This window comes from Pseudomonas sp. DCA-1 (assembly GCF_046523955.1).
GTDB classification, from domain to species: domain Bacteria; phylum Pseudomonadota; class Gammaproteobacteria; order Pseudomonadales; family Pseudomonadaceae; genus Aquipseudomonas; species Aquipseudomonas putida_Y.
On the sequence record NZ_CP169881.1, the window covers coordinates 14,970 to 32,524 of the forward strand.

Consider the following 17,555-nt stretch of genomic DNA (forward strand, 5'->3'; position numbering starts at 1 on the left):
AGGTTAACTCCATGCTGTCCGTGCGTGGTCCGTCACGGTCGCGTTAAAGAACAACTTAACGAGGTCGTGAAGGTGTTGGAACCTATCTCTAATTTCAGCCGAATCGTATTTTCGGCGCTCAGAAAAACTGGCGTCGACGTCGACGGTTGCATGCTGTCCATTGAGCTCGCTGAAGCGATGACCGATCTTGAGCGGGGCGGGCAATAGATCTGGTGGGAAGCGCAGCTCGCTGTTCTGGACAATCACCCGCGACACTACCTGCCCAATGTTAGGAATGGTGGCCGACGACTCGGCAAACGAGTGGTTATACGTCAGCGGCTGTCCTTCGAACTGGTATACCTGTCCCAGGTCAAGTGAGGCAGGAGTACCCCACACCTCACGAGCAAGATACTGCTGCAAGGTTTCCCCTTCTGCAGGTACAACCGCATCAAGGTATCTCAGGCCTAAGCGCTCAAAATAAGCCAGGCCATCCACCGCTTCCTCCAAGATCTTCAGGCCTCGTTCCAGCTCGGCATAGAATTCCGGAAAGGTCTCGTATTCGGTGCAGCGGAACGATAGCGCACTCGGTTCCAGCAGAAAGCCCTGGGTGCCTTCGAGATTGGAGAACGTATAGCTTTCGATCTGCTGAACGCCCGGCTTGAAAGGTTGCGTGTCATCACCACCAGTAACTGCGCCAAAAGAGAACTGCATCTGCTGGGCGCTGTTGAAATCAGGATAACCAGCCTTTCGCATGCGCTCCTGGATCGCCGGTAGGTAGGACTTCAGCGACAGCAGGGTGTTGTGACGCACCTGGCCGATGGTGAAGTAGACCGGGGCGTTTGCGTATTTCGTTCCCATCTCGATTACTCAGCTTGACACTTTGATTGACAGTTTACAGGTAGGTTTACACACTGGCAAACGACTGGTGGGCTGCGAAATGCGGTTCGAGCTAATGCTGTCTGCTGATGAGAGCGTGGATTCGGCTGATGCCCACGCAAATCGCCATCTGGCTACAGTCAGCACAGGGAGTGACCGTTCGTCGCCTTCATTTTCGACCTTGAAGGGAGCGTCAGAGCGGAAAGGTGCTTCTACCAGCGGTTCAAAGGTCAAGATTCACGGCATCTGCCACCGGATAAAAAGCGCCGCTGTAGCTGCAGACGGCTTAGAAAAGAAGGCTCAGGTAGCACCTATGATTTGTGTTGATTGTGTAAAACCGGCTCCACTGAAAAAGCTGTTTGACTCGTCCGGGGCTGAAGCCAACTGCAGGTACTGCAGCCGTCATGGGCAAGTCATCGAGTCACAGCGGTTGTTCGACTACGTGTATGAACGCGTCGCAGAGAACGTCGCTACCAAGGATGACCTATCCGACTACGAGCTCGGCCTGCTGTACCACTGTGGATCGGACTTCATCAACGTTTCAGATATCGGTGTCGTTCTGTCGGAGTGGTTTGATCTTGGTGAAGAGCCCTACTTTGAAGATCTGTGTGGTGGTGTTCCGAGTGAATTCAACATTGATGATCAAGCCAACGAAACGCATTTCTATAGCGATGACGGAACATTGGAGCAGAATTTTTACGAGGAGCGCTGGAAGGCGTTCGTGAACGATGTTCACTACAAACACCGCTATTTCAATACGGGGGCTGGCGAGTTTCTCGACTCCGTCTTTTCACTGCTGGTGACCGACAGCGGCGAGCTCAAACCTGCAGTGATTCGCACCATTGCTGAGGGGCAGTTCCTTTACCGGGCACGTCTTGCCCGGGACCAGGAGCAGGCAGAGAAAATTATTGGTGATCCAGCCGGAGAATTTGGCCCCACGCCTAAGAGCCTTGCTAGCAGTCAGCGTATGACCCCGAACGGAATTTCTGCACTGTACTGCGCGTTTGAGCGGGAAACCTGCCTCAGCGAAATCCGCTCTATCACTGGCGACCACGTGGTCAGCGCTGCCCTGACCCCTATTAGCGAACTGAAGCTGTTGGACCTCACCGTACTGGATCGAGTGGAGCCTCCAGAGCTTACGATGTTGGATGAGGGATACCGCGACTCGCTGCATCGGAAGGCTTTCCTTGGCTCTTTGGTCAAGAAGATGTCTCGCCCTAAAGCACGAAACGACGAGTTGAGCTATCTGTCCACGCAGGTTGTTTTCGAATACCTCCGGTTGCGTTTTGGTAAGTACGTGGATGGACTGGTGTTCCCCTCTGTCCAAACGGGCGAGGTAGGGACAAACGTGGTTCTTTTCCCCGAATCCAGCCTACTTTCCTATGTGCCTCCGGAGAATCCTGACCCAGCAGACGGTCCTGTCGGGAGGGAAACGCTTGCTCACAACCCATTTGGACCATCGGCTAGGCTCGTCGTCGTTGCTAAATCCTTCCGGTTCCACAAGGTTACTGCGATCGAAACGAAGGCCAAGGAATACGACCACATCTATGGATTGTTTATGAGCGAGTTAAATCGCAAGCGGCTCGGACCAATTTTCGATTGAAATCGAGGGCGGAAGGCGCTGGCTTCTGCCACATAAATATTCGTATGCGAGACTGAACTGTAAGCCGTAACCGTCTGGCCAACTCACCCCTCAGCACACAGACCAGCTCGGACAAGAACGGGTGGAAAACAAAGCCTTGCCCGCAGGTATACCCATTGAATAAGCCTGTATCTGACGTAGGTCATGCAGAGCCTGCCAGCGGGTCGCAATCGACGATGGCTTCATTGTATACTTCGGCTCCGCATACCCCTTGAGCTACAGGAACATCAGCATGACTGTACTCCAAACGATCTACTGGCAGCCTACGCCGCCTTAGCGCTACGCCCCCTCGCAACAACCTGCTTCCGCTAGCCTCGCTCGCGGGTGCTCACTGCTGTACGCCTGGTTTTACACCTTAAGCACACAGCAAAAAATCCTCAAAATTTGAATTTGTATCGATTCGCTCGCCACTCCCTTGGCGTGCGCGATGCTTTGCCTTGGATATTTATATGCTGCAAAAACTTAGACAAACGTGGTTTTCCAACGTCCGTGCCGACGTGCTCGCGGGGCTGGTGGTCGCACTCGCGCTGATCCCGGAAGCCATCGCCTTTTCCATCATCGCCGGGGTAGATCCCAAAGTCGGTCTCTACGCCTCCTTCTGTATCTGTGCTGTCATCGCCTTTGTCGGCGGGCGCCCCGGAATGATCTCGGCGGCGACAGGCGCCATGGCACTGCTGATGGTTACGCTGGTAAAAGAGCATGGACTCCAGTACCTGCTGGCCGCGACGCTACTATGTGGCGTACTTCAAATCCTTGCCGGCTACCTGAAGCTCGGCTCGTTGATGCGCTTTGTTTCACGCTCGGTAGTCACCGGCTTCGTAAACGCATTAGCGATTCTGATTTTTATGGCGCAATTGCCTGAGCTGACCAATGTCACCTGGCATGTCTATGCCATGACCGCTGCGGGCCTGGGAATCATCTACCTGTTCCCGTATGTACCGAAAATCGGCAAGGTGATTCCCTCTCCATTGGTGTGCATTCTGACGCTGACTGCCATCGCCATTTACCTCGGTTTGGATATCCGCACCGTCGGTGACATGGGCCAACTGCCTGATACGCTCCCGATCTTCCTCTGGCCTGAAGTTCCGCTGAATTTTGAAACCCTGCGCATCATTTTCCCGTACTCGGCTGCGTTGGCAGTAGTGGGTCTACTCGAATCAATGATGACCGCGACCATCGTCGACGACCTTACCGACACCACCAGCAACAAAAACCGCGAGTGCAAAGGCCAGGGTGTGGCCAACATCGCTGCCGGCATGCTTGGCGGCATGGCAGGTTGCGCCATGATCGGCCAGTCGATCATCAACGTGAAATCTGGTGGCCGCACCCGTCTCTCGACATTGTGTGCCGGCGTTTTCCTGCTGCTGATGGTGGTATTTCTTGGCGAATGGCTCTCCAAAATCCCTATGGCGGCACTCGTGGCTGTGATGATCATGGTGTCCATCGGCACCTTTAGCTGGGATTCCTTGCGTAATCTGAAAGAGCATCCGCTGTCGACCAACCTCGTCATGGTGGCGACCGTCGTGGTCGTCGTGGCCACTCACAATCTGGCTTACGGCGTACTGGTAGGTGTGCTGCTGGCCTCCCTGTTCTTCGCAAACAAGGTCGGGCACTACCTGGATATCAAGAGCACTCTTGAAGAGACGAAATCGCATCGGACTTACCGCGTCGTGGGCCAGGTGTTCTTTAGCTCTGCGGACAAGTTCACTGAGGTTTTTGACTTCAAGGAGGCGCTCAACAAGGTCACCATCGATCTCACACAGGCGCATTTCTGGGATATCACCGCCGTCGCAGCGCTGGATAAGGTCGTGATCAAGTTCCGACGCGAAGGCGCTGAGGTTGAAGTGCTCGGTCTCAATGAAGCCAGCGCGACAATCGTTGACCGCTTCGGCGTGCATGACAAACCCGGTGCCATCGACAAGCTCATGAGCCACTAAGGAGAACGACAATGACCCGCGTAATGGCATGCATTGATAACTCACAATCCTCATTGGCGGTCTGCGATTACGCAGCATGGGCCTCGCAACGACTCAGCGCTCCCCTGACCTTGCTTCATGTGCTGGATAAGGAGAAATATCCTGCATCCGCTGACCTCAGCGGCAATATCGGTCTCGGTAGCAGAGAACATCTGCTGGAAGAGTTGGCCATGCTGGATGCGCAGCGGGCAAAACTGGCGTTGGAGCATGGGCAGCACATGCTTGAAAAAGCTCGCGAGCGAACAGTTCACTCTGGCGCCATGTCACCTGATATGAAGCAGCGCCATGGCCATCTCGTCGAGAGCCTGAGCGATCTCCAAGACGATATTCGGTTACTGGTGATTGGAAGAGTCGGTGAGGACAGCACGCGCAGTGCCCAAAGTCTTGGCAGCCAGATTGAAGCGATAGTCCGAACTATCCACCGCCCCACCCTGATTACAACCAGCCATTTCAGGAAACCTGAAACGGTCATGGTGGCATTTGACGGCAGCGCAACAGGCCACAAGACCTTACAGATGCTTGCTTCAAGCCCGCTGTGCGAAGGCCTGCCAATTCATATCGTCATGGTTGGAACGGATTCTGAAGACAACCAGAACGCGCTGGAGAAGGCACGAACCACGCTTGCGTCTTCCGGCTCGCTGGTGCATTCCGAGATCCGCCCAGGCGAAGTAGAGTCCACACTGCATGCGTATCAGGCAGAGCACGGCATTGACCTCTTGGTCATGGGGGCGTACGGGCACTCACGCATCAGGCAGTTTCTGATAGGCAGCACGACCACGACGATGCTGCGTACATCCACTGTACCCTTATTGCTGCTTCGCTGAGCCAGTTCCACTGGCCACAGTATTTCCAGAACTGAGGAAATACCGTGGCCACCCTGGACGATGACTAACTGATCTTGCCGCTACGAGACCACATGCAACTCATAACTGAAATTGTTCACCCCGAGCTGAAATCCAAGCAGGGCAGAGTATTCCGTCGACATGCAGCTCGCGGCATCGTGATGCGGGGTGAACAGATCCTGTTGCTGTTCACCGAGCGCTATAACGATTTCAGCTTTCCTGGAGGCGGCCTTGATGGTGACGAGGACATTGTCGCAGGCCTGAAGCGTGAGCTTGAGGAAGAGACTGGTGCTCGTGAAATACAGGTGCTCCAGCACTACGGTTACATCGAGGAGTACCGGCCCTACCAAAAGCCACAGTACGATCTGATGCACATGACCTCGCATTTTTATCAATGCGAAGTAGCGCCCCAGCTAGAGCCGGTGAGAATGGAAAGCCACGAAATCGCTAATGGTATGCGGCCTGTCTGGATCAACCTGCATGAAGCCATCGCACACAATGAAGCCGTCATGCAGCGTCACGAGTCTTCGATGGGGCAGTCAATTCTGCGCGAAACCTACATGCTGAGAAAAGTCGCTTCCGAATTGTTGATGCCAATCAGCCTTTGAGCTGACTATTTGGCGAAGTCCACTTAGCCTGCCTCAGGCAAGCATCCAATGCTGCGGGAGTAATTGCGTGATTTCGCTCGCCCGCTGTGTCGGAAGCCGCATCAGTACATCCTTGAGATAGGCATACGGATCGTGCCCATTCATACGCGCCGACTGGATCAGGCTCATGATTGCCGCCGCCCTTTTTCCACTGCGCAGCGACCCGGCAAATAACCAGTTCGAGCGCCCAAGCGCCCACGGCCGGATCAAATTCTCGATCTGGTTATTGTCGATGGGCACAGCACCATCTTCCAGGTAGCGCGTCAGCGCTACCCAGCGTTTAAGGCTGTAATCCAGGGCCTTGGCCGTGGCCGAACCCTCGGGCACAAGTTCGCGTTGGGCCAACATCCACTCATGCAGTTTTTCAGCGATGGGCACCGCTGTTTCCTGACGTAATCGCCAGCGGGCTTCGTCGCTCATTTCCTTGGCGTGTCGCTCGACTTCATACAACCCGCCAATCGAGTGAAGCGCCTGCTCCGCCAACTGGCTTTTATTGGCTGCATGCAGGTCGAAGAATTTGCGGCGTGCATGGGCCATGCAGCCGATTTCGGTGATGCCCAGCTCGAAGCTGGCCTTGTAGCCGGCGAAGTCATCGCAGACCAGCTTACCGTTCCACGTGCCCAGGAAGTTACGCGCATGTTCGCCGGCACGGCTGGGGCTGAAGTCGTAGACCACGGCCTTTAGGGCCGAGAAAGGCGTGGTGCTATAGGCCCACACGTAAGCGCGGTGGGTTTTCTTTTCGCCTGGTGCGAGCATCTGAACCGGGGTCTCATCGGCGTGGATCACGCCCTGGGCCAACACATGCTCACGCAGCGCATCGACCAGAGGCTGGAGCTGCACACCGGTCTGTCCGATCCATTGCGCCAGTGTCGAACGGGCGATGGGCAGTCCGGCCCGACCAAAAATCTTCTCCTGCCGGTACAGCGGTAAATGGTCGGCGAACTTCGCCACCATCACGTGGGCCAAAAGGCCTGCGGTCGGGATGCCCTTGTCGATCACTTGGGCCGGTACAGGCGCCTGGATCAGTGTTTCACACTGACGGCACGTCCATTTTCCACGCACATGCCGCTCAACTGTGAACACGCCCGGAGTGTAATCGAGCTTCTCGCTGACGTCTTCGCCGATTCGCTGAAGCTGGCAGCCGCACACGCACTGAGTATTCTCTGGTTCGTGACGGATCACGGTTCGCGGAAACTGCGGCGGCAGTGGTGCACGCTTGGGCTTATGACGTGGCTCGGCCGGTGCGGCCGGCGGATTGGCTGCCTTCAGCTCGGCTTCGATAGCTGCGATATCGGTATCGAGCAGATCATCAAGCAGACTGCCTTGGTCGGGGCTCAGTTGCTCGCTGCGCTTGGCGAACTTGTGTCGCTTGAGGATGGCGATTTCATGAGCCAGTTGCTCGTTGACCGTTTCGAGGCGTTGGATTTTCTGGCTCATGGAGTCGACCTGGGACAGCAACTGCATAGCCTGTTCGGCCAAGCCGCGCAGCTGTTCCGGTGTCATCTGGTCGAGATTGGGCGAGGAAGTCATGCCGCTGATTGTGTCAGAGCAGGTCGTCAACAGCGATAAACCGATGGGCTAATGGCAGGGGCTAAAGCACTGTGATCGCGCTGCCTGCGCCGACCCGCTGCCACGGCAAACCCAGTACCAAGGCTTGAAGTTGCTCGTTATCGAGTTCGACTTCCGATCCGTGACGGATGCCGGGCCAATGAAACTTGCCTTGGTTCAATCGTCGCGCTGCCAGCCAAATGCCCACACCGTCATGCACCAAGACTTTCATTCGGTTGGCACGGCGATTAGCGAAGAGGTATGCGCAGTGCGGCTTCGCCACACCGAACACCGCGATCACCCTGGCCAGCGCGGTCTCGGTACCGGCGCGCATGTCCATAGGCTCGGTGGCAAGCCAGATGGCATCGATCCGAATCATTCCAACAGGTCTCGCAGAAAGGTGGCACAGGCGACAGCGCTTTCGGTCGGCCAGTTCACTTTGACGGTGCCACGCGGGTGCTGGATTTCAATGCAGATACTTGATGAAGCTGCCTGCGAATGTCCTCCGGCTAGCGGCAAGGGCACTGGAATGAAAGCAGGTTGCAGCGCCATAGTTTTGTTCGTGAGTACCCTAATCCATTTATGTACGAGGTTCGCGTTAAGGCTGTGCTTCTGCGCGACGCTGGCAATCGATGCGCCGGGCTGGGCGCACTCTTGGACAACTTGGGCCTTGAAGGATTTTGAATAGGAACGGCGTTGTGACTGCATGGAAAGACCCGCTTAAAAGGCTAGAAATGGTGTCCACTTAAATTAGGTGGACACCATCGCCTTTGGCGTCGGGGTCAGGAAGGTGAGTTGGCCGGACGGTTACTGTAAGCCCCCGAAAGGGGGCGTTACAGCTATTGACCCAGTACCTGGGTGAGCAGGATGGTCTAAATTTTCTTTGCTGACGCCTCTGGATATTGATTCTTGGCGACCGCGCATGCGTCGCCGGTATCGAGCTCAACCCATGGTGCTACTGCTATCAAAGCGCCGACTACGATGAACGTGAGAATTGTCAGAAATGACAAGCCGCTCGCTACAGTAGTGGCGACCAGGTAGCCAAAGACTTCTCGGAAGCCAAGCTCACCAGTCATGTCCCAAGCGAAAAGAATCAAGCTGATAGTGGAGTGGGCGCACAGCACTGATCCAATCAGGAGTGAAATCCCCACAGCGCTTACAGCCAGTCTTGCCTTTGCATCCATTGTCTCGGTCCTGCATCGGGAGTCATGCGACATAGCACTTAGGCATCAAAGCACAACGAAGATGTCGCCGCGACCCAAAACCGTGCGTCCTTTTTCGCTGTGCTTTTCGGACCGAGCCCCGAGGTTATGATTTTTCACGCTCCACTGCTGTCTGCACTGAAACACCTTTTCTACGCAGCCTAATAAGCAGAGAGCTCAAAAAGGTATATCGAAATCATGCCGCCAAGATGCGTGAGACGTCTGATCATGCTGGGAACGTGCCAGCCAGGGGGGCGGTGGCCCTCCTGGAATGACTTTTGCGTCGTCCAGCACAATGGCGAACTCTATGACGCCTTGCGTGGCGAGTAGGCCAAGGAGCGTTTCAAAAGTCTTGAAGACCCGATCACCGCCTCGTTGCCGCTGCAGGATATGCACCCCGTCAGGTGTTGAAATCTCCAAGACAAAGTAGCCGCCAGCTATTCGCCTGACGTAAGGAACCGCTTTGGGAGCTCTAAGCCTCTCCCCCAGATCTTGCTCAATGAAACCAACCATACAGCACCTTTCAATTCGACGATTTTGATTCATTTTAGCGCTTTTGAAGGCGGTTTTTTGCAGGTAAGGCATGCTGAAATTAACTAATAAGAAATCGCTCAAGGCCTTGAATCACAAGGCCTTGCTTGAGATTTTTCAATAATGGATCATCTAGATGCTGTTGGGGGAAGGATGTGAAATGGATTCTGAACTGGTTTCGGAGCCCACCATCATGGATTCATTCAGCACCATTTTTTCGGCCGCACTCACAGCGGATCCCCTTAACTTGGCACTTTGTGCAGTGATCACCCTTTCGGTGGCAGTCGTCGCCGTCGTATGGAAACGGAGCTGATATATGAGGACTCAAGTCAAGGCTGACTTTGCTCGGCTCCCCATCAAGGTTATAAGGCTGAACAGGGGTATCTCTACACTGGCGCGACATTACGCAATGTTCCCTGGATTTTTGCCTACATGTCGGACGCGACTCCCCTTTTTGCCCAGAGGGTGAGCAAGAATCTTGAACTGGCCAACGCTATCAAGACCCATGTGCCAGAGGCGGCGATCAACGAGGACGGGCGATTGTTCCCATGCGCATCTGCAGGGGCCAGGGGCGGCTATCTCGACCTTGAGATGAGCTTTATCAAGCACCGAATCATCCGGGGCAGTGAGACATCAGGCTTGAGCGAGAGCATGAGATTAGTGCTGTCGCAAAAGCGACGGAGTGGCCCAGTCGAAATCTATCGGCAAGAAATCCAGTTCGACCCGGATGGATTCGAGCGCCTCATCAATACGCCGTAACCGATCCATGAACCCCACCTTCCACAAGGTGGAAGCCAAGGCTACCGTGGCATCTCTGGCGAACAGTTCCATGGCAGCAGCGCTTCGTAGTCTGCTACCGATGAGGCGTGCGGCAGTCGCTCCAGGACGTGGCGCAGCCACGTATAGGGCTCTTGGCCGTTGACCTTGGCGGTTTCGACCAAGCTGTAGATCTGCGCGCTAGCCGTGGCTCCCTTGGGCGTGTCACTGAACAGCCAAGCTTTGCGCCCGATCACAAACGGCTTTATGGCCCGCTCTGCCAGGTTGTTGTCGATCGGCAGGTGGCCCGCCTCGACATACCGCTCCAAGCGGTTCCAGTTGTTTGCCAGGTAAAGCACCGCCTTGCCCAGTACGCTTTGCGGTGTCACCTGTGAGTGCGTCTTGTCGAGCCAACTTTTCAACTGCTCAAGGATCGGCAGGCTTCGTTCCTGACGACCGAGGAATCGCTGTTCATCGCTGGCATCCTTGAGGTCGCGTTCGATGCCATACAGTTTGTTGATCATCGTCAGCGCAACATCGGCGCGACCGGTCTTGCCCTTAGGCTGCACCTTCTGCGCTTCGACGAATTTACGCCGGACATGCGCCATGCACGCCAGTCGTTCAACGCCCGGCTGTAGCGCCAACGCGTTGTAACCGGCGTAATCATCGGTCATCACGTAACCGCGATAGCCCTCCAGCAGGCGCAGCGGCACCTCCTGCGCGCGGCTGGTGGTGTAATCGAACAGCACGACTTGTCGATCAGGCGGGCCACTGGCCTGCACCCACATCCAGGATTGACTGGTCGGATCACGATCCGGCTCTTTGAGCACCTGCACGCGAGTTTCATCGCAATGGATCACCGGGCTTTCCAGCAGGCGGTCACGCATCAGGTTCAGCAGTGGCTGAAAGTGTTCGCTGCACTGGATGACCCAGCGGGCCAGGGTTTGCCGGGGGATCTCGATACCATGTCGGTTCAGCACCGTCTCGAAGCGGTGCAGCGGCAGGCCATCGACGTACTTGGTGGTCAGCAACATCGCCAGCACGCTGGGGCTGGCCATGCTCTTTTCAATCAATTGGGCCGGCTTGTCAGCGGTGACCGGCGCGGTTTCGCAGCCACGGCAGCCATAGACTTTGCGTACGTGTTTGAGCACACGGATCTGCATCGGCACGATGTCGAGCTGTTCGCTGGTTTGCTCGCCAATCACGTGTTTGCGGCAACCACAGGCGCAAGTCAGTTCGTGCTCGGGCAAGTCATGAATGACTTCAATGCGTGGCAGGTCAGCCGACAGTGGCTTGCGTTTGCCGCGCTGCTTGCTTGGCGCAACAACTTCTTCGTCGGCATCATCAGCGGTAGGTACCCACTGACTTTCGGGTTCATTGAACAACGCCAGTTGGGGCGTGTTGGACTCGACGGTTTGCTCGGACTTGCGATTGAATAATCGGTCACGCAGCAGCTTGACCTGTTCCTTAAGGTCGACGATCTGACCTTTGTCGACCGTGCGCTCGGCCAACAACTGCGCAAGCAGTAGTTTGAGCGCGACAGGGTCGTCAGGAAGGTTATCGGGCACTGAAATCATGGCCCGGATTATACCCGCTCAGGCGACGAAACGAGGAGTCAAAACCTGATGCGGACGGTTGCGCCAGAGATCGAAACCGTCGAGTAGCCAATTCAGCTCCTGGACGGTCAGTACGATAGCTTCGTCGGTCGCGTCGGGTGAAGTTTTGAAACGCTCGGCTTCGAGGCGCTTGAGCCAAAGGCAGAAGCCGTTGCGCTCCCAATACAACACCTTGATGCGGTTACGGGCTTTATTGAGGAAGACGAAAAGTACCGGGTCGAACACGGCGACCTTGATGTCCAGTTCGACCAGGGCAGTGAGGCCGTCGATGGACTTTCGAAAGTCCACGGGCTTGGGGTAGAGGTAGACTTTTTCGACTTTGCTGTCGGGGCGCATCATGGTGGGCTGGCTCCAGAAAGAAATCGGGAGCACAGCATCGGGAATCAGGTGGACGGTTGGAATGTGGGGATGATGGATCCCTTACAATACGCCGGCCGATCGGGCGGTCCGAAATATGGCGAGGGTAGAGCTTGCCAGGGAGGTCCTGGGAGATCTGTTAAGGCGGTAAGCCCATGGAGCATGACGTCGATGTAAACCACTTTTTTTCACTGTAAACCACGTTGGTTAACAGTGAAAAAAAGTGGTTTACAAGGGGCCTAGCGCATCGCACAGATTTGAGAGTGCTTGGACTAATCGACAGAGCAATTCAGGGTTGATCCGCGCAGGCGAGGCAGCGGATCTAGTCATCGGCGGATAAATTCTGACAGGAGAATAGCTGCTTGAGAGCACAAAAACTAACCCCCATGTACGCAGTGCAGATCATGAAAATCTGCGGCGCGCGCGGGGGCTATTCTTGTGTGGAATCTTAGCCGATTCTACAGTCGGGAGGTGCAGACTCAGGCCGTGGTGGTACCGACCTGTAATGAAAAAATAACCGCTGGCCAGACGGCCATGGTTGACCTGACCCGAGGCGCTAGCCGTTTCGCCACCGCCACGCTTCTGGTCGGTGAGTCTGATCTCGGCTGTTACCGCACGCATAACCGGGCCGTTCTCCCTAGCTTCGTACCGACCGCCGCTTTCAGTTGCAGCGCGGTAGCGAGCTTCAGCCTGCTGTAGTCTCTCCGTGCTTCTCATGCTTCGATGTGTGTTGGTGCGAACGGTGCAATGCACGGGTTCGCCAGTCGTGCTCAAGAAATTCCTTCTTCAGTGCTAAACGAGCTAGAGCGAAGAGCGTACATCATTCCTTTTCACCAAACTTTACCTCGTGCTCCTTCAGGTACTGTTCGATGATCACGGCATCTTCCGCCCGGCGCTTCAAAATAAACTGAAACTCTTCAGGCATTGGAGCTTCGGTATCTGGTGACTCCGGCTTCGTTCTAGACGTATATAGCAGCAGCCTGCGCTCTTGCGTCAGACGAAGTATCTCATCCAGCCAATAATCATCTTCATACCGAACGCAAAGATCCAGAAATGGAACCAAATATGGGATGGCAATATTACTGATGTCTTGAATCTTTTCACGTGTGTGTGGATCAATTGACCTGAACCCCATCACCACCGGCATTTCTTTCTCTTTCCAGATAAGAGTCTCTACACGTCCGACGCGACGCAACTCCATGGATAGCTTCGCAACCTCTATGTGGGCCTTGCATACTGCGCTGAATTTGCTACGTAGATCGGTGACCTTGTCGACGTCATCCATGGACCAAGAGAACACTGGTGGCCCGACATTCACCACGGCGTCCGGGGCCATGATTTCGTCGGCTTTCGAGCCATTTCCGAATTCGATTCGCAGAGTCTTACGACCTTGATTGACCACGAACGCCTCATGCAGGGCGTGACAGCAATATAACTCGATCCGCAGTTGGCTTTTATTCACCCTTGCAATGAAAAACGGCAGCTCCAGAGCAAAGAGCCATTCAATTTCTTCGTTTTTGTACTCGATTGAGTCAACGGAACTCGATTTAATTTGGACATAGAAGCTGTTCGTTGCTTTGAACCGGAGGTTGTCAAAGTCTTCGAGTAGTGTAGCGACCACATCCACGCCTACATCTTCTGTACGTGGAACAGGTGCTACCAGCGCAAGGTTTTGCAGAAGTAATGTTCCCAGTTGCTCGGCTAAGTCGCCGGAGCGCAGGTTTTTTCCTTTGAATGCTGGCATTTCTTTTCCCTGATTTGTCAAATTAGAAAAATTGAGCACTATCAATATGTCAAAACGGTTGAGATCTGGGCCTATCGTCTATTTTCGAGCGATGAAGCTCGCCGCGATTGAATGGCAGGCCTCGATGTTGAGGTGCCGGATACTCACTCTTTCCCATTCAGTGATCGATAGCTTCTCGACAGCCGATAGGCCTTACATAGTTTGCTTGAGCCAAAACGGCCAGGCAAAGGGCCGGTTCGTTCATTCGTATTTACGTTTCTGCAGAGCCTGTTTTTTATCATCTCCATTATAGAATAATTTTTTCTGTGATCGGTGCCTATTTATAAGATGCCACACGTTACGTGATACCCCAAAGGTACCCCAATGGTGCCTTTTTGGTAAGCTGCACTGGGGACGCAGCGATCGTTTTCTTCGCACGTAAAAGGAATGTGTGGATGCGCCCAATTGAAAAGGTAAATTGGACGCATCGACTTTAAGGGCTTAGGAAGGGCTGCCTTCGAATCACTGCCAGCCAGTGGAGTTAATGTCGAATTTTTTTGTCGCTCGACATGCTATCGAGGTGGTACGAGCTAGCAGCTGATGTCAAAAATTCAGCTTGCTGACGCAGCTCTTCCAAACGCTCTGCTGAGGCCGTGCCTTGAGCCTCGGCATACCGCCGCTGCGCCGAGGTTGCTGCTTCCCACAATTCAAGCTGCTCTTGGATTGTCTCTGGGTCAAGCTTGTTCATTGGGGGAGCTTCCGCAAATGGCTTCGTTTGGACATTGTAGAACGATTGGTTAATGACTGTGCTTTGATCGATGTTGATAAGAGGAACGCTGAAGCGTGGAAGCGCCATCAGAAGGATAAGCAGATTTCGGAACTTTGTCGCAGTCCAATAAGGCTGGGTGGTTTTCGAAGCTGATTTCTTTGTGTAGGTGGTCATTGGTAGGATTCTCTTTGCATGTTGTATGGCCTGTTTTGGCGGCCAATGACAAAGCGACGCTTTGCAAAGATTATTTACAGTTTTGAAAGTCGGTGGTTTTAAGCGTGTCAACGGGCCTTTTAAGAACACAGTTCAACCACCGAATCGTTCTTTCTGAATCCTTGAGATGGGTTTAAATAAATGACCTTTTCGTTCGGGTTTCAGGTTAACTCGGTAATTAAATGCCTTGCTCTACTTAATGTGTTCTCTCACGCCCAGAGTTAATCATGCAGCCTGGATTGGCTTAAAAACCATTTCGTAAAATCGCCGCTAACTAATCGAATGCGCTCAAAGTATTCACGATGTCATTTCCAAGGCATAAAAAAGGCCCCTCACGGGAGCCTCTTCTTTGAGCCATATTCACAGCGGATTCAATCAGCCTGAACAACGCTCATAGCGCGAACTTGAAGAATAGCGAACGCTTTTGCTAACGGGCATTTATCGAGGGAGAGCGGTCGGTATTACTCAGCTTTCTAGTGAAACGTTCCCTTCGATGCGCCGGCCCGCTGTTTCTACAATAAAAAGCAGCTCCTCCGAGCTGCTTTATGTGTTATTCCCCCTTTTTATGCCTATGGGGCTTCAGGTCCGGGTGATCCTTTTGCTTTTCAGGCGTGACACGCTGCCTTTTGTCCGGAGTACCATCTTCGTTCGTTCGTTTTGGGCCTGGCTTGATGCTCATACGAGATTCCCTTTATGGCTTGGGTCGTTGGGTACTGCAATGTAGTTAGCCCAGCTTCTTAAAACTGTCAAATTAGTACGGCTCAGGAGCCCTGGCAGCCCTGTGAATCTAGCCCTCCGGCATTAAAGTCCAGAGTAGGTGCTACCGGTCACTGGCTGCACGCGGCAGAAGAATTCGCAGCGGGGCGATACATGGCGGAGGTTCATCATCCCCACCGTCATGTGGAATATGTTGTTGTGGCTTATCGGCGAGCTTGCCTCTCCCTCTAATTGCATCCGCTCATCTAGTGGATTGTCTTGCCAAAACTCTGCGATTCTGGTGTCATTGGCGTGTCAGGCTTTGCATGGTGGCCGTGCAAGCAAATCAAGCCTGACTTCTACTCATGATTGAACCTGATTCGACGTCCAGCTTCGCGTCTAACGGCCCTACAAGCGCAGCTAACCCCAACGTCGATGATTAGGGGATAGTCATGTCTGCAAAAAACCTGCTCCAACCTCTTGCTGCTCAGCTGCACGCATCGTTCTCCGCCTCTGGTCGCCTATACGATCACCGAGTCATCCACCAGCTCCTCCACGCTGCCATCGGCTCCGTTGCTCCTGAAGTCGCGTCCAAAGACAACCTGCCCATCGAGGTCTGCCGTGACAATGACACTCGGCAGTACAACCTCTACGCGACGATTGAGCGGGCGAAAAAGTGCTTGGGGCTGACCGATCTGCAAGCGCTCGGTGTCGCTGAAGAAGTCATCGAGGTGCTACGAGCGGCGAAGATCGGAGTGAACCAGGTTCGCTTGCTCCTCGATCCGTCCTTCACCTCGAAGATTCGAAAGAAGGCCTTCAACGCGCTTTGCAAGAATCTGGATCTGAACGAGTCCGGCGATAGATTCGCCCCAAAGACGGCCACGCTGGCCATCGCTGCCGGTATAGCGCCGCCTCCCAAGATGTCCTGGAAGGATCGCTTCGCATTGGCTGCGGGCTTCCCTATGCGTGGGGAAAGCGAGCTCGTCAGTATGGTGACTCGAAGTGAGTGCTATCTGTGGGTATTCCCACCGAGTGACCACCCAGCTACCGGTCAAGCGACGCACGACCGCTTTTTCGGTGACCAGAGACATCCAAGCGCAGAGATGGGTATGGGGTTTAGCATCATCGATTCCGGGTGGGCACGCCCCAAGTACCCGGCGCTCTACAAGCAGTCGGTAGAGACCTTTACCCAGTATTCGCTTTCTGCCCCTATGTGGTCTTGGCGTGCACAAGGGAACACCTGGCGACTGGGGAATATCCTTCGCTCCAGCATCCTCGACGGTGCTCCCTGGAGTGATGAACCCCTGAACGACGTGCTGCCGGGGGGACTGAAGTCACTGCCGCGGATCCACGGATGCGCCACCTGCCGAACGCTGTTCATCGAGAAACACAGCGCCCATCCGGAGGTACCCACTCAGTGCTTGTGCGGAGAGTCGAGCACGAGCGGCGACGAAGAAACACCTGCTCTCAATAGCTGATTTTCCTTCGGTGGCGGGGCCATGCCCCCCCTTTAGGGATTGGCTATGGGAGCGGGATTTCGCTTACCCCAAACCTGAAGGCTTCGCCATCAAACCAAGCGAAATGAGCTCAACGCTCGCGGAGTTAACAATGGGAACAACAACCAAGAAACAAGAAACAATGTCGCTTATCAGCACGCTCGCTGAAATAGCGTACGACGGCGGGTTTGCCGATGGGCTTGATGTCGGTAAGCAAGTTGGCTTTGTCGCCGGCGTCTTGAGCCTCAAAAGCGCCCTGTCCAGTGGAGTGCGGCATGGATCGCCCGAGTGCGGCAAGGCCTTGGAAAGCCTCAAGCGTATCGGGATCGACGGGTGAATAAAGTGTACGGGGCGTGCGCTGTGCGCACGGCCCGTACTTCTAATGAGCTGAAATAGCGCTGCCCAGTGGCGAAAACCGCATTGCTTTTTGGAGTCTGCGCTTCAGATCGGAGCTTCTTTTTAAAGCCTGTCTGGCTGGGCACTAAGCCCAAGGACTCGTAGAAACGATGCGCTTTAGGTCGAGCGCGATCGGAGGTGAGCTGAGACATCTTCATCTAAGGCCCGCTAGAAATGGCGTCTAGGCCACCTCAGACCCGCCTGGGAAAACTCGGATGATTTTGTCTCCTTCCGAGAACGTCAGTGAGTCGTTGAATAGGAGCAGTGGATTGTCGAATCTGAGCCTTTCA

The 17,555-nt window shown here is 54.5% G+C and carries 18 protein-coding genes; 8 read left to right on the forward strand and 10 right to left on the reverse strand.

The annotated features are described in order from the left end of the window. Nucleotides 1–3: 3 nt before the first annotated feature. Nucleotides 4–837, reverse strand: coding sequence for a TIGR04255 family protein (locus ACE4QZ_RS00070; RefSeq protein ID WP_060514600.1), 834 nt, complete (start codon nucleotides 835–837; stop codon nucleotides 4–6). 79 nt (nucleotides 838–916) lie between these two features. On the opposite strand from ACE4QZ_RS00070, the gene ACE4QZ_RS00075 reads away from it, so the two are divergent. From ACE4QZ_RS00075 to ACE4QZ_RS00090, 4 genes are all read left to right on the forward strand, one after another. Continuing rightward, nucleotides 917–2,458 carry an RES family NAD+ phosphorylase gene (locus ACE4QZ_RS00075; protein ID WP_410480274.1) on the forward strand — a complete coding sequence of 514 codons (1,542 nt, stop codon included), beginning with the start codon at nucleotides 917–919 and terminating at the stop codon, nucleotides 2,456–2,458. A 488-nt stretch (nucleotides 2,459–2,946) separates the two neighbouring features. Next, nucleotides 2,947–4,434 (forward strand): SulP family inorganic anion transporter, encoded by a 1,488-nt coding sequence (locus ACE4QZ_RS00080; protein ID WP_009684101.1) that lies wholly within the window; start codon nucleotides 2,947–2,949, stop codon nucleotides 4,432–4,434. Nucleotides 4,435–4,445: 11 nt separating this feature from the next. Continuing rightward, nucleotides 4,446–5,297 (forward strand): universal stress protein, encoded by an 852-nt coding sequence (locus tag ACE4QZ_RS00085; RefSeq protein ID WP_012316922.1) that lies wholly within the window; start codon nucleotides 4,446–4,448, stop codon nucleotides 5,295–5,297. Between the two features lie 92 nt (nucleotides 5,298–5,389). Further along, nucleotides 5,390–5,923 (forward strand): NUDIX hydrolase, encoded by a 534-nt coding sequence (locus ACE4QZ_RS00090; protein ID WP_009684099.1) that lies wholly within the window; start codon nucleotides 5,390–5,392, stop codon nucleotides 5,921–5,923. 33 nt (nucleotides 5,924–5,956) lie between these two features. Here the strand turns inward: ACE4QZ_RS00090 and tnpC are convergent, their stop codons facing one another. The 5 genes from tnpC to ACE4QZ_RS00115 form a co-directional block, all read right to left on the reverse strand. Further along, nucleotides 5,957–7,492 (reverse strand): IS66 family transposase, encoded by a 1,536-nt coding sequence (gene tnpC, locus ACE4QZ_RS00095; protein ID WP_009684098.1) that lies wholly within the window; start codon nucleotides 7,490–7,492, stop codon nucleotides 5,957–5,959. A 61-nt stretch (nucleotides 7,493–7,553) separates the two neighbouring features. Then, a complete protein-coding gene (tnpB, locus tag ACE4QZ_RS00100; RefSeq protein WP_009684097.1) occupies nucleotides 7,554–7,889 on the reverse strand; it encodes an IS66 family insertion sequence element accessory protein TnpB in 336 nt (111 codons plus the stop codon). Next, the gene (tnpA, locus tag ACE4QZ_RS00105; protein ID WP_009684096.1) at nucleotides 7,886–8,218 is read right to left on the reverse strand and encodes an IS66-like element accessory protein TnpA; all 333 of its coding nucleotides are present in this window, start codon (nucleotides 8,216–8,218) and stop codon (nucleotides 7,886–7,888) included. The genes tnpB (ACE4QZ_RS00100) and tnpA overlap by 4 nt, the downstream gene beginning before the upstream one ends. A 164-nt stretch (nucleotides 8,219–8,382) precedes the next feature. After that, nucleotides 8,383–8,694, reverse strand: coding sequence for a hypothetical protein (locus tag ACE4QZ_RS00110; RefSeq protein ID WP_186595164.1), 312 nt, complete (start codon nucleotides 8,692–8,694; stop codon nucleotides 8,383–8,385). A 195-nt stretch (nucleotides 8,695–8,889) separates the two neighbouring features. Next, complete coding sequence (locus ACE4QZ_RS00115) at nucleotides 8,890–9,327, reverse strand: hypothetical protein (RefSeq protein ID WP_410480275.1); 438 nt, start codon at nucleotides 9,325–9,327, stop codon at nucleotides 8,890–8,892. A gap of 76 nt (nucleotides 9,328–9,403) precedes the next feature. Here ACE4QZ_RS00115 and ACE4QZ_RS00120 point away from each other — a divergent pair, with 76 nt between their 5' ends. Both ACE4QZ_RS00120 and ACE4QZ_RS00125 read left to right on the forward strand, forming a co-directional pair. Continuing rightward, nucleotides 9,404–9,556 (forward strand): hypothetical protein, encoded by a 153-nt coding sequence (locus tag ACE4QZ_RS00120; RefSeq protein ID WP_410480276.1) that lies wholly within the window; start codon nucleotides 9,404–9,406, stop codon nucleotides 9,554–9,556. A 119-nt stretch (nucleotides 9,557–9,675) separates the two neighbouring features. After that, nucleotides 9,676–10,002, forward strand: a complete 327-nt coding sequence (locus tag ACE4QZ_RS00125; protein WP_410480277.1) for a hypothetical protein — start codon at nucleotides 9,676–9,678, stop codon at nucleotides 10,000–10,002. Between the two features lie 41 nt (nucleotides 10,003–10,043). On the opposite strand, the gene ACE4QZ_RS00130 is transcribed toward ACE4QZ_RS00125, so the two are convergent. The 4 genes from ACE4QZ_RS00130 to ACE4QZ_RS00145 form a co-directional block, all read right to left on the reverse strand. Continuing rightward, on the reverse strand, nucleotides 10,044–11,576 hold the full coding sequence (locus ACE4QZ_RS00130; protein ID WP_410480278.1) for an IS66-like element ISPpu15 family transposase: 1,533 nt from the start codon (nucleotides 11,574–11,576) through the stop codon (nucleotides 10,044–10,046). An 18-nt stretch (nucleotides 11,577–11,594) separates the two neighbouring features. Next, entirely contained in the window at nucleotides 11,595–11,954 is a 360-nt protein-coding gene (gene tnpB, locus ACE4QZ_RS00135; RefSeq protein ID WP_009687920.1) for an IS66 family insertion sequence element accessory protein TnpB, read from the reverse strand. An 838-nt stretch (nucleotides 11,955–12,792) separates the two neighbouring features. Then, complete coding sequence (locus tag ACE4QZ_RS00140) at nucleotides 12,793–13,716, reverse strand: hypothetical protein (RefSeq protein WP_186595170.1); 924 nt, start codon at nucleotides 13,714–13,716, stop codon at nucleotides 12,793–12,795. Between the two features lie 520 nt (nucleotides 13,717–14,236). Next, the gene (locus ACE4QZ_RS00145) at nucleotides 14,237–14,638 is read right to left on the reverse strand and encodes a hypothetical protein (RefSeq protein WP_410480279.1); all 402 of its coding nucleotides are present in this window, start codon (nucleotides 14,636–14,638) and stop codon (nucleotides 14,237–14,239) included. A 1,187-nt stretch (nucleotides 14,639–15,825) separates the two neighbouring features. Here ACE4QZ_RS00145 and ACE4QZ_RS00150 point away from each other — a divergent pair. Together ACE4QZ_RS00150 and ACE4QZ_RS00155 are read left to right on the forward strand one after the other, a co-directional pair. Beyond that, complete coding sequence (locus ACE4QZ_RS00150; protein ID WP_410480280.1) at nucleotides 15,826–16,851, forward strand: hypothetical protein; 1,026 nt, start codon at nucleotides 15,826–15,828, stop codon at nucleotides 16,849–16,851. 130 nt (nucleotides 16,852–16,981) lie between these two features. Beyond that, the gene (locus ACE4QZ_RS00155; protein ID WP_186595176.1) at nucleotides 16,982–17,206 is read left to right on the forward strand and encodes a hypothetical protein; all 225 of its coding nucleotides are present in this window, start codon (nucleotides 16,982–16,984) and stop codon (nucleotides 17,204–17,206) included. Nucleotides 17,207–17,555: the final 349 nt, after the last annotated feature.